Genomic DNA, 12,935 nt, shown 5'->3' on the forward strand with positions numbered 1-12,935 from the left:
CCTAATTAACATTGCTTAAGAACCACATTCATATTGCAAAATACACTCATGGCGGTGAATCTGCGGAAGTTCATCGCCACCGGCGTCGCCCGAAGTGCAAAGAGAGGGTCCAGCCAACGAAAATCGGTGGCCGGACCCCTCTTTTGATTGAAAAACTTTATAACTGGCTAGTTATGTCCCGCCCTCGTCATTATAAACATTTTTTCATCAATATATACTTGTTTCAAATTAGAATGTTGAAGAAAAAAATGATACTTTAGATTGTAGATGAATCGAAGAATATATATTATTCATACCTTTTTAAAGGATCTAATTTTCTTGCTGCTTCAATACTTTCAAAATACTGTGGGTATTCGCCATTTCTTACTTTCCTTATTTTCCCTGCATACTCATTAGTAGTCCTTTTCACTTTTGCAGGTACTCCAACAGCAACTGAATTATTAGGAATATCACTTGCAACAACGGAACCAGCACCAATAATACAATTTTCACCAATTGTTACTCCCGGCAGGATTATGGTTCTGGTACCAATATAAGTATTAGAACCTATTGTAATTTTCCCTGTTAAAATATAGTCATTTTTAAACTCGGGAAAAATTAATGTCCCTCCATCATGAGTAATAAATTTAACTTCGTCAGTTATATGTGTATTATTACCTAGTGTGATTAACCATGGTTCAGTACTAAACATATTTGGGTCCCCACCGTATATCTGAACGTCCTCTCCCACATTTACACCTATACTTTTTGCATATTTAATAGGATTTATTCTAAATTGGATTGTTTTTTTTATTTTAAAAAATATTTTTATAATAATTTTTTTTATTATGACAACACACCTTCTTTCTCTATTGTGAAGTAAAATAATGTTCTAAGGTTATTACGATTTATCACTAATTTACACTATTAAGTATATTTAACGTTTAAAAAAAAAAAAACAATTTTTTCTATGAAAATAATACAACTTAAACTTGTACAAATCATTTTTATAAAACGGCAAAAAATTTTAAATATATGCTGATTTACTAACTAACTTTATTTATACTATTTTTCCATAGTATCTTACATACCAATCAGCAAACTGTTGTAAACCATCTTGGATTGTCGTTTTAGGCTTAAATCCTACAGCCTTTTGAAGTGCATCTGTTGAAGCGTAAGTAGCCGGGACATCTCCTGGCTTAATTGGTTCATATTCTTTATTGAACTCGACCGGACGTCCAAGAGCATTTCCTAGTGCGCACTCTAGTGAAGTAATGAACGTCATCAACTTTTCAGGATTATTGTTCCCGATGTTGAATACTTCGTGCTGAACGCTTCCAGATGGAGGGGTTTGAAGTAAACGCTTGATTCCCTCTACGATGTCGTCGATATAAGTAAAATCGCGATACAAGTCATTCTCGAAATCACCGTTATTAAAGATTTTTATTGCCTGATTGTTGAAGTACCGATCCGCAAAACCAAAGTAAGCCATATCTGGGCGTCCTAGTGGACCGTAGACGGTGAAGAAACGTAAACCGGTTGCCGGAATTTTGTAGAGGTGGCTATACGTATGTGCCATTAGCTCGTTTGACTTTTTAGTGGCGGCGTATAGAGATACTGGGTGATCCACAAAATCAGTCTCTTCGAACGGCACCTTCTTATTTGAACCATAAACAGAACTCGAAGAAGCATAAACTAAATGCTCCACCGGATACTGACGACATGCTTCTAATACGTTATAAAAGCCAATGACATTACTCTGCATGTACGCGTCCGGATTTTCAATCGAATAACGTACTCCAGCTTGAGCCGCTAAGTTGGCTACAAACGCGGGACGATATTCTTTAAACAATTCGAGGATGAAATCTTTATCCGAGATATCACCTTTAATAAATGTGAACTTCGAGTAAGGTTTCAGTTGTTTCAAGCGCTCATGCTTCAAATTGACATCGTAATAGTCATTGAGGTTATCTAATCCAATAACATTACAACCATTATCAAGTAAGTGTTTGGATAAAAAATACCCGACGAATCCGGCTGCCCCAGTCACTAAATACGTTTTAGTTGTATCAAGAGTTGTGTAGTTCAACATTCTTCAACTCCTTAGTAGTTTGTCGTAGGACCGGACGTCTTCCGACTGAATGATACTCGACATCTGCCGACTCCATCTCTTCAGTAGCATAAATGTTTCGACCGTCGTACACTAAAGGCGTTCTCATCAAAGATTTATAGGCAGCAGGTTCGATTGCTTTTATTTCTCCCCATTCAGTGAAAATGAAGCAGACATTAGCATTTTCTAAAGCGTCTTCAACTTTATCTACATACGTGATGCTGCCTCTACTATGGTTACCTTCGGGATGAACCTGAGCAAAGTTATCTGCACCAACAGGATCGAAGGCAAAAATCTGAGCACCTTGTTCAAGTAGTAACGGTACATTTTCTAAAGAGGCTGCTTCGCGCAAATCATCAGTACCCGGTTTGAATGTTAAGCCTAGAACTGCAACTTTGAGACCATTAAAAGTGATTAGGCGCTTGCTTGCTTTTTTGTAAAGTAACGTTTTCTGATCTGTGTTCACCTCAATTGCCGCTTTAACAGTTTTGAGTTCATAGTTATTCTGCTTAGCGATATACTCAAGAGCTTTCGTGTCTTTTGGGAAACAAGAGCCTCCATACCCAATACCTGCATTTAAAAACTTACTACCAATGCGATTATCAAAGCTCATACCTTTAGCTACGTCTTGAACGTCAGCACCAACCAACTCGCATAAATTCGCAATATCATTCATATAAGAAATCTTAAGTGCTAAGAAATCATTCGATGCATACTTAATCATTTCAGCAGAACGACGATTGACTGAAACAATAGGTAAATTAAACGGCTCATAGATTTTTTTGAGTAAACTTTCAGCCCATTCACTTTCAGTACCGATAACAATTCGATCCGCATAAAGTGTATCTCGAACTGCAGATCCTTGAGCTAAAAACTCAGGATTTGAAGCAACTTCGATCTTAACGTCATGCACCAGAAAATCTTGAATGAATTGTTCAACTTTGTCGTTTGTGCCAACAGGAACTGTCGACTTAACAACTACCAGACAGTCCTTCTCAACAGACTCAGCGATTTGACGAGCAACCGTCGCAATATGGGATAGGTTTGCAGATCCGTCAGGTTGTTCAGGCGTTCCTACACCTATAAAAATTACATCAGCATCTTTGTAAGCCGCTACATAATCTGTTGTATAATCTAAGGAACCGTTAGAGTAATTTTTATGCATCAGTTCTTCTAATCCATTTTCAAAAATTGGAGATACTCCAGATTTCAATAACTCCACTTTCTTACTATCAATATCAACACAAGTTACATGATGACCTATTTCTGAAAAGCATACACCAGCAACTAAGCCTACATAACCTGTTCCTGCCACCGCTACTCTATACAATATAATCCCTCATCACATAATTTATAGTTTTACTTCAGTTACTTTTGTGCCATACTACTCTATTAATATAATCTGTATAGGATAGTATAATTCTTAGAACTTTGTCCGATACATTTGGCATATTATAATCTTGTACAATTCTCAGCGTAGATGGCACTTGCTTTTCAAGTACCTCTAAAGATTGAAGAATGCGCTCCTTATTTAAACCTACCATCATCACTGCTGCCTCTTCCATGGCCTCTGGCCTCTCATGAGCTTGTCTGATATTGAGTGCTTTAAAACCTAATATCGAAGACTCTTCACTTATTGTTCCGCTGTCACTCAATACCACTTTTGCTTTCAACTGTAGTTTTACATAGTCATCAAAACCTAATGGTTTAATAATCCTTACTAACGAATTAAATTTCACATTTTTAATTTCAATCATTTGTCTTGTTCTTGGGTGGGCACTAACAATTACAGGAACATTGTACTTCTCAGCAATTGTATCTAGACTTTCGACCAACTCCATAAAGTTGGTTTCCGAATTAATATTTTCTTCTCTATGAGCCGAAACTAAAAAATACCCATTTTCCTGAAGATTCATTTCTTTAAGAATATTAGATTTGTCAATGTCATTTTTTTTAGTATTTAATACTTCAAACATAGGACTACCCGTTTTTATAATTCTGTCTGAAAGAATACCTTCTCTTAATAAATATTCTCTCGCGATATCACTGTAAGTTAAATTAATGTCCGCGATGTGATCAACAATTTTTCTGTTTGTTTCTTCTGGTACTCTTTCATCAAAACATCTGTTCCCCGCTTCCATATGAAAAATTGGAATCTTTCTTCGCTTTGCTGCAATTGAAGATAAACAACTATTTGTATCACCTAATATAAGAAATGCATCAGGCTTTTCGATTTCTAGTATAGGGTCAATTTTTTTCAATATATTGCTAATTGTTTCAATGGCTGTTCCATTAGCTGATTCTAGAAAGTAATCGGGTTTCTTTAATTTGAAATTTTTGAAAAAAACTTCATTTAACTCATAATCGTAATTTTGACCCGTGTGTACAAGAATATGATTAACAGCATTTGATTCTTCTAATTTATTTATCACCGCAGATAATCTAATTATCTCTGGTCTGGTACCAACCACGGTCATTACCTTCAACTTATTCATTTATACCTCCAAATAATATGTGTCTGGTCTATTTTGATCAAAATATTCATTCGCCCACATAATTGTAACTAAATCTATTTCGCTTACGTTTTCGATAGAATGTGTATATCCTGTAGGGATATCTATAACTTGTAATTTTTCTCCACAGACTTCGTACTCAATTATTTCATTTGAGTTTATATTACGTAGACGGACAATCCCTTTCCCACTTACGACTAGAAATTTCTCGTTTTTCGTATGATGCCAATGGTTCCCTTTAGTAATACCTGGTTTAGAAACATTTACGGAAACTTGACCTCTCTCATCAAGCTTCAGAAATTCTGTAAATGAACCTCGGAAGTCGATATTCATTTTTAAATCATATGAAAAACATTCTTGAGGTAGAAAACTTAAATAAGTACTATATAATGTTTTAATTAAGTCATTATTCGTATTAGGCACGACGAGTGTCTCTCTACTCTCTTTAAATCCGTTTATGATGTGCGCTAAATCTCCAACTTTAATTTTATGTGTATTAGGAATGATACAAAATTCTTTAACCTTAGTCGGCTTCCCCTCTAAAGCATTTATAAATTCACTTAAAACATCATCTATATATGCAATATTCAATTCAGCTTCAGGATTATCTACGCTAATTTCTAAATCTCTTGAAATACGATAACAAAAAGTAGCAATAACTGAATTATAGTCTGGTCTACTCCATTTGCCATATAAATTCGGAAGTCGATAAATATATACATTTACTCCATATTCACTAGAATAATTGGAAAGCAACCTCTCTCCTGCTCGTTTGCTTATGCCATATAAGTTATCTCTTTCAGCTTGTATAGACGAACACGATAGAACAGGCACCATATTATTATTATTTTTGAGTAAATTTAATAATTCTGATGTGAAATCATGATTTCCTTCCATGAAATCATTTTCATTCTCAGACCTGTTAACACCAGCTAAATGAAAAACAAAATCACATTTTTTTGTATACTCATTTAAAGTTGCCCAATCAGTTTCTCTAGTAACTTTAAAAACATTTTTGTAACCTCTATTATTTAATTCAGCGACAAGATTTTTACCAATAAAGCCGTTCGCACCCGTAACTAAAATATTCATATACTTTACCACCCCAATTACAATTAATTGTACGTTTTTTTCCACTCTTTTAGTTCGTTTTTTATAAAATCTAATTCCAAGAGTTTATCTTTTATTTGTTCAATCGTAAGAATTTCAGTATTATCAGAGTTATATTCATTTTCAGTGGTAAGTTTTTGATTTCCTTCGTCAAAATATTTGTCATAATTTAAATCTCTTTGATCAGCAGAAACCCTATAGAAACCAGGTAAGTCTTCTGAGTTCAAAAACTCTTCTTTAGTTAAAAGTGTTTCATAACGTTTTTCGCCATGACGTGTTCCAATAACTTTGATTTCATTATCAGCATTAAAAAGTTCTTTTATTGCTCGAGCTAAATCTCCGATAGTACTTGCTGGAGATTTTTGAACCATAATATCGCCAGCTTTAGCATTTTCAAAGGCAAAAATCACTAGTTCTACGGCTTCTTCCAAACTCATAAGAAATCGAGTCATGTTAGGGTCTGTAATTGTTAAGGGTTGACCACTCTTTATTTGATCAACAAACAGAGGAATGACCGACCCACGCGAAGCCATAACATTTCCGTACCTTGTTCCACAAATCAAAGTTTTGTTAGGATCTACAGTTCTAGACTTAGCAACAAAAACCTTTTCCATCATAGCTTTTGAAATACCCATTGCATTTATGGGATAAGCTGCTTTGTCAGTAGAGAGACAAATAACTTTCTCAATCCCACATTCAATTGCTGCAGTTAAGACATTATCAGTGCCTAATATATTTGTTTTAACAGCTTCTAAAGGGAAAAATTCACATGAAGGAACTTGTTTTAATGCTGCAGCATGAAAGATATAATCTACACCATACATTGCGTTTTTAACACTAGATAAATCTCTAACATCTCCAATATGAAATTTTAATTTTTCATTCTTATAACGCTTTCGCATATCGTCTTGTTTTTTCTCATCACGTGAAAAAATTCGAATTTCTTTAATATTCGTGTCAAGAAATCGCTCCATAACTGCATTACCAAAAGAACCTGTACCACCTGTAATTAATAGTGTTTTGTTTTCAAACATTCTCATCATCACTTTCTATCGCTTATTTTTTTTGCGGGAATTCCTACACTAATTGAATAAGGGGAAGTGTACCCTTTTATCAAACTCATTGCGCCTATTACAGAACCATCACTGATATAGGAGCCCTTTAACACTTTACATCCTGCACCTAACCATACGTCTTGTCCTATAAAAATACTCTCTGACTGCATTGGTTGCTCTCTAATTAATTGAGACCTAGATGTTTCATGATCACTATCAATTATGTAGCATTGGGCAGCTATCGAAGTGTCGTTACCTATAGTCATAGACTCTTGTGCAAAAATTATTGTATCTTTTCCTATTGCAACATTATCTCCTAAAGTAATCATTCCATTTCCCCAAATCTGTACACCAGGATATAAAGAAACGTTATTTCCAAATATAATATTAGGATTATCAAGCCTAACTTCTCCATAAATTTTTATTGCGCTTTTCGTCTTATACTTATTTTGGACATTTTTTACAGCCAATTCATTTTTGATTTTATTGAAAATTTTACAAATCATTAATTTTCACCTCTCTTAAAATCATGTTTATAAACTTTATCACATGATAGAATGCTACATTTATGGTTTATTCTCTTACTTCTGCAAAACGATACTTGATATCAAAATATTCAATAATGATATACGGTAACAGTGCAAATATATTTGCTGTTACAATAAAAATCCAAGATTCAGTATATTGAATGATAATGATTGATAACAAAATTTTTAAGATTGTAGTGAACGTTAAAGATACACTTTGAATCTTTAATTTACCAAAACCTGCAATTATACTGGTATCAATGCTCACTTTCATAAAAAGTATATTGTAAACAGCAAATATAATACCATGAGTGTAACTTACGTCAATCGAACTATCTCTTAGCCAGAAATCAATTATATAAGGAAATAATAATATTAGAATAGCTTGCAATGGAATTAACAAAAGTAAAGAAAGGTTTAACTTTTTGTATAATAGTTTTATCCATATATAATCGTTTTTTACACGTGCCTCAGTAACAGCAGACCAGACGGGTGTAAGAGCTAAATTAAAGAAAGTACTAACAACAGAAAATAACTTGTTATAGACTTGAAATTGTACAACTTCAGCTGGATTTATCAACCATGAGATCAATAGTTCATTAGTGTTAAACATTATCATAGTTAAGATTTGCAAGTAGAAGAATATTCCGCCTAGCTTAATAATTCTCAAAGCATATTTACTTTCAAAGTATTTAAAACTAGGTTTGGCAGTTTTCAATTTTGTTGAAAATAAAACTAATGTAGCAATTAGGTAAGGAATATTAGTTGCAAATACGTAAGCAATCGATATTAATTTGATTTTCATATCTAAATCATCATTCTTAATAAAAAAAGCAAATAACAACATAGAAATTGATGATACAAGTATCAATAGTCCAGGAATTGCAGATTTTTGTAGCGAGTAGAAAATTGAAGAAACTAGTTTCAAGAAAAATTGTATTAGTATTCCTGTGATTAACATGGTTGCCATAAAGCTCAGTGTTTCTCCATCAATAAGATATGAAGGAACATTAAATACAACATTCCAGTTAATTAGAGGGATTATAAAAAACGATAGAACTGACAAAAATAATACAATAATTCCAACAGAGATATAAGCAGATGAAATATTTTTTCTTATTTCTTGATTGTCTTTATTTATTAAAGGGCTTACAAGATGATTTCTTAAACCATTTCCTATTCCTAAGTCAAAAGTTAGTATCCAAGATAATAATGAGATTGCAGTAAACCACATTCCTAAAACCAAATTATCAGAGAAGTACGAAATATATACCGGTAAAGTTAATAGAGATACTATTATCGCTGCTCCTTTAATAAGAAATGATAATGTAATATTTCTTATTAATTGAGCACTCTTAAAATCCAAACGTTTTAACTTAGATGATAAAAACTTATAGTCCACCATTATTACACCATTTCTTTTTCAAATCATTTATATCAGAAAAAAAATCCACGTGATCTTGTATCCAATCCTCACTTTTTTCCCACCACTGTAAGTTAAGTAAATAATTTATTTCTTCTTCATTGAATCTATACTTTATAAGTTTTGCAGGCACACCGCCTACTATTGCATAAGGAGGAACATCTTTAGTTACCACCGCTCCCGAAGCTACAATAGCTCCATCTCCTATGGTTATACCATTAATAATTTTTACTTCATTGCCAAGCCAAACATCATTTCCAATATCGCAGTAAAAACAATTGTTATTATCCGCGAAACTATATTCTTCAAAAAAATTATCATGAATATATTTCAAACCCGAGAATTCTTTTTGTGTAAAGAATATAGGATGTGTTGCTACATATTTAGATGTAGGATGATTCCCAGTAATTACTTTAACCCCAGGAGCTATCGAACAATATTTCCCAATTTTTGTTTTTGAGAATGTGCAATTACTTGATATATAGGTTGCTTTTCCAATTTGTGAATTTATAATATGTGTCTTAGAGTTAACTACATTCCTTCCTTCAAATGTCGAATTTTCAATCTTTGTATTATAAGAAATTCTACAATTGTTTCGTTTATTAATATTGACTATTGAAATGAAATTGTATATTTTGTTAGACACTTTTTTTAGCATAATTCATCTCCAAGAGTTCATTAATCTCCGTTTTAAATTTCTCATCTAAGTTATTTAATAGTTCTCTACTATCATATTTTTCATTTAGATTAACAGATTTAATTGCTTCAGCAATTTTTTCAGGTAATGGTTCATCAAAATAAATAACTATATTTCCAACCGTTGATTTTTCGACCACTCTAATTCTAACAGTGACTACCCTGATACCATTTGCTAAATAAGATAATATTTTTGAAGGGAATGAAGTATCATTGTACTTGGATTCAGGGTTTTGAGTACTCAATCCAATATGACATTTTTGCAAAAAAATAGTGAAATCTTTTCCTTTTAATAACCCGTCGTAAGTAATCGTTGAGTCAGATATACTATCCACTTTTTTTATTAATTGATTAACCTCATGTAACTGGGACTCACTCCCAAACCCCACTACATGTAGATGGTATTTTTCAGGTAAGTGACCAGCTGCTTCTATCGCCGTATATACACCACCTTTTTTCGGATCAAAAGTACCTGCATAAACCAAATGAATTTTATTATCATCAAATCTTTCATTTAATGGAAGCTCTGCTTTATAGATACCGTTAATAGTTACAGACGGAATATTTTTTATTTTCAATTTAGTTTTTAGAGAATCTGTAGATAATATAAACTTGTCAGCTGCTTTAAACAAAAACAACTCATTTTTTTTCATATAATTTGATAATGTTTGTGCATCTTGATAAATTTCTTCAATTTCTAAAACTAATCGAAACCTTTTTATTATTTTCGCAACTCTAATTGGGAGAGACAACATTACTGAATGATAAACAATTACTAACTCTCCTTTTTTAGTTTTTACCAATAAATGGATAAACAACTGCAACATCGAGAATAAGTATTTCAAACCTCTAGTGAGTTTACTGCTTCCACCAAAGGTAGAAAAAGTTTTTAAAGTAATACGGTTTGCAATTTCTTTAGTTTCTCCACAATAGAAACCTTGACTATTCATTGTCCAACTCGGAGAAATTATTTCGACTTCATGACCGAGTTCAACAATTGAATTACTGATATAATCAATTTTATTAGTGGCAGCAGGACTATAGTCTCTGTTTTCTACACTATGATAATGATAAAACGCAACATATTTTATTTTCACATTATGCACCTCTCTCACTTTTTATGTTGTATATCAATATGTAAGAGAGAATTGTAAAGATTATCAAATTCCCAAGCAATCCTATTTGAATCAAATTGAGTTTTTATTCTCTTAAAAGCATTTTCCGCCATTTTTTTTCTCAAATCTGCATTATTATAAAGTTCAGTTATAGCGCTGGCTAATAAAGCGGAGTCATGGATCGGCACCAAAATTCCAGTTACACCATCTATGATAACTTCAGGCACGCCCCCTACATTAGTAGCTATGCTTGGAATTTTAGCCTGTGAAGCTTCTAAAAAAACATTACCTAAATTTTCGTGAAGTGTTGGCAATACAAACACATCACTTTCACTCAAAATACTTGGTACGTCATCTCTTTTACCTAAAATAATTACTTTTCCACTTTCAATTTCTGTAGAAACTAAGTTCTTAAATTGCGCTTCAAATTCTCCGTCTCCAACAATCAAAAACTTTATATGTTTTAAATTAGATACTTTTCGAATTGCATTCCCTAAATCCTCATATCCTTTATCAAAAACAATACGAGATACAGTAGTAAAAATTATGTCATCTTCCCTAAGGCCTAAATCCCTTCTAATTGACTTGTCTTCTTCCAGTTCATGTGGCAAAGGCGGAAAATTATAAATGTAAGTGCTTTTATTCCTTGCATAACGATCAACCATTTTATGATTAGAGGTGAATTTACTAATCCCAAGAACTTTGGTTGCTAAAATTAAAGTAAAAGGCTCTATAACTGAATTAAATATAATTTTTTTATATGATGAAATCTGAAGGGAGGATCCCTGAAATCCATGTGTAGTAATTAACCTTACTTTACATCTTGCCAATAGTGCAGCTACCATACAATGAAAACCAGAACTTTGCATACCTGAAATATGAATTATATCTGGTTTTTCTTTTATGATTTGTTTCCTTAACTCATTAATCAATCCAAAACTAATTTTCTTTCCTGCAGTTCTATTTTGATTAAGTTGAACAAAATCATACTTATTAGATAAAAATTCATGTTTTCTAATTCTATCGTAATATACGTTTGGTCCACCTGTAGCACCTGGAAGAACGTAATGCAACATTATTTTAGGCTTCTGAGTCATTTTGATTTCTCCTAAATTTCATATATTGAAACTATAAATCATGCTTAACTTTGCTACTAAATTTATCATATAAGGTAGGATAAACAAAAAATATTGCAAATCCGATTGATGGTGTAATGTTGTTCATAATAAAAATTATAGAAGTTACAACTAACATAGCGAAATTGAGACTATTTAGAACTGAAGAGGGGGCATACCTTTTAAAAAAAGGATATGAAACAATATAAATCAAGGTTCCACCTACAACTATTCCATAAAGAGCTAATGTGTCTAAAATTTGTGAGTGTTGTCCAAATCCAGTCAAAAAACCGTTAGATATCATAATTTCGTTTGTGATTGTCCCGTAAAGTGGATTCTCAAGAAAGGCGTACCAGCTGGAATTAAGAGTATCGTATCTCCCCTCCAGTAATCCTGCATTGGAACCATTTCCAATAATATCTGCTTGTAAGATCATCATTCTCTCTACTGTTCTTCCAGATTCTAAATAACTAATAATTATATTAGTCACGTAGATGAATATCTCTTTGCTTTTAAATAAAAATATTAGAACAAACATGTTAAATAACATCATAGATGCTAAGTTTCTTTCTTTTGTAATTATTATTAAAAGAGTTCCGACTGTCATCATTATTAAAGCAGTGAAATAATTAGCATATAGTATTGTAATTAAGGACAGTAAATAAAAGACCCATGGAACTAATAACTTATTAAATTTCAGATTAAGATTTACTCTATTATATAAAAGAAAAAATGCAATGATGTTAAGAAAAACTAGAAAGTATACAAGCTCATAACCACCAATTCCTTGAATTCTTAAATCAGCAGAATAGTCCCCATTACTTTTCAGGCTTCTAGAAATCCAAGGATTTTCAAAAAGGTTATACAAAGTAATTATTGTTGTAATTGCGATAAATGGTAACGTCCATTTAATAATTTTTTCGTTTATATCGTTATGTCCATTCGCTTTATTAAATTCATACATTATATAAAAAAACAGTACTTGTCCAAAATTTAAATATCTATTCCCTATAACTGGATTCCCAAATAAATACGGCATAATAAAAGTTATTAAAATAAATAAAAATACAAAGAGGGTGTGAACATTAGTTTGTACAAAAAAATTCCTATTAAGAAGAAACGCTACAAATACCCACAAAGTCATTAAAATAAAACCAAGTGGAGTTACAAAATTAAGACTCTGAAAAGGGGGGAAAATACTAACTACAGCTAAGTAATATGTGATTACGGTTATTATTGAATTATAAATAAATACTTGCTTTGAATCACTCATCAAATTTACCTATTCTCCC

At 32.3% G+C, this 12,935-nt stretch carries 11 protein-coding genes and 1 pseudogene; all 12 read right to left on the reverse strand.

Translation table 11 applies throughout. The features are described 5' to 3' along the window. Nucleotides 1–286: 286 nt before the first annotated feature. Nucleotides 287–556, reverse strand: a pseudogene (locus KNP02_RS03310) (DapH/DapD/GlmU-related protein); the annotation flags it as partial. Nucleotides 557–1,039: 483 nt separating this feature from the next. Then, a complete protein-coding gene (locus KNP02_RS03315) occupies nucleotides 1,040–2,068 on the reverse strand; it encodes a GDP-mannose 4,6-dehydratase (protein ID WP_285800824.1) in 1,029 nt (342 codons plus the stop codon). Further along, complete coding sequence (locus KNP02_RS03320) at nucleotides 2,049–3,419, reverse strand: UDP-glucose dehydrogenase family protein (protein WP_214709019.1); 1,371 nt, start codon at nucleotides 3,417–3,419, stop codon at nucleotides 2,049–2,051. The genes KNP02_RS03315 and KNP02_RS03320 overlap by 20 nt, the downstream gene beginning before the upstream one ends. A gap of 34 nt (nucleotides 3,420–3,453) precedes the next feature. Next, nucleotides 3,454–4,584, reverse strand: a complete 1,131-nt coding sequence (wecB, locus tag KNP02_RS03325) for a non-hydrolyzing UDP-N-acetylglucosamine 2-epimerase (protein WP_214709017.1) — start codon at nucleotides 4,582–4,584, stop codon at nucleotides 3,454–3,456. Then, nucleotides 4,585–5,694: a polysaccharide biosynthesis C-terminal domain-containing protein gene (locus KNP02_RS03330; RefSeq protein ID WP_214709015.1), complete on the reverse strand. Its 1,110-nt coding sequence runs from the start codon at nucleotides 5,692–5,694 to the stop codon at nucleotides 4,585–4,587. A gap of 23 nt (nucleotides 5,695–5,717) precedes the next feature. After that, on the reverse strand, nucleotides 5,718–6,746 hold the full coding sequence (locus KNP02_RS03335) for a polysaccharide biosynthesis protein (RefSeq protein WP_214709012.1): 1,029 nt from the start codon (nucleotides 6,744–6,746) through the stop codon (nucleotides 5,718–5,720). 8 nt (nucleotides 6,747–6,754) lie between these two features. Next, entirely contained in the window at nucleotides 6,755–7,273 is a 519-nt protein-coding gene (locus KNP02_RS03340; protein WP_214709011.1) for an acyltransferase, read from the reverse strand. A 67-nt stretch (nucleotides 7,274–7,340) separates the two neighbouring features. After that, complete coding sequence (locus KNP02_RS03345; RefSeq protein WP_214709009.1) at nucleotides 7,341–8,696, reverse strand: MATE family efflux transporter; 1,356 nt, start codon at nucleotides 8,694–8,696, stop codon at nucleotides 7,341–7,343. Further along, nucleotides 8,686–9,375: a CatB-related O-acetyltransferase gene (locus KNP02_RS03350; RefSeq protein WP_214709007.1), complete on the reverse strand. Its 690-nt coding sequence runs from the start codon at nucleotides 9,373–9,375 to the stop codon at nucleotides 8,686–8,688. Before KNP02_RS03350 ends, KNP02_RS03345 begins: the two co-directional genes overlap by 11 nt. Continuing rightward, nucleotides 9,356–10,510, reverse strand: coding sequence for a glycosyltransferase (locus tag KNP02_RS15060; RefSeq protein ID WP_214709005.1), 1,155 nt, complete (start codon nucleotides 10,508–10,510; stop codon nucleotides 9,356–9,358). Before KNP02_RS15060 ends, KNP02_RS03350 begins: the two co-directional genes overlap by 20 nt. Nucleotides 10,511–10,524: 14 nt before the next feature. After that, on the reverse strand, nucleotides 10,525–11,625 hold the full coding sequence (locus tag KNP02_RS03360; protein WP_214751441.1) for a glycosyltransferase family 4 protein: 1,101 nt from the start codon (nucleotides 11,623–11,625) through the stop codon (nucleotides 10,525–10,527). A gap of 31 nt (nucleotides 11,626–11,656) precedes the next feature. After that, nucleotides 11,657–12,916: a hypothetical protein gene (locus tag KNP02_RS03365; protein WP_214709001.1), complete on the reverse strand. Its 1,260-nt coding sequence runs from the start codon at nucleotides 12,914–12,916 to the stop codon at nucleotides 11,657–11,659. Nucleotides 12,917–12,935: the final 19 nt, after the last annotated feature.

Source organism: Exiguobacterium sp. s40 (assembly GCF_018617905.1).
GTDB lineage: Bacteria > Bacillota > Bacilli > Exiguobacteriales > Exiguobacteriaceae > Exiguobacterium > Exiguobacterium mexicanum_A.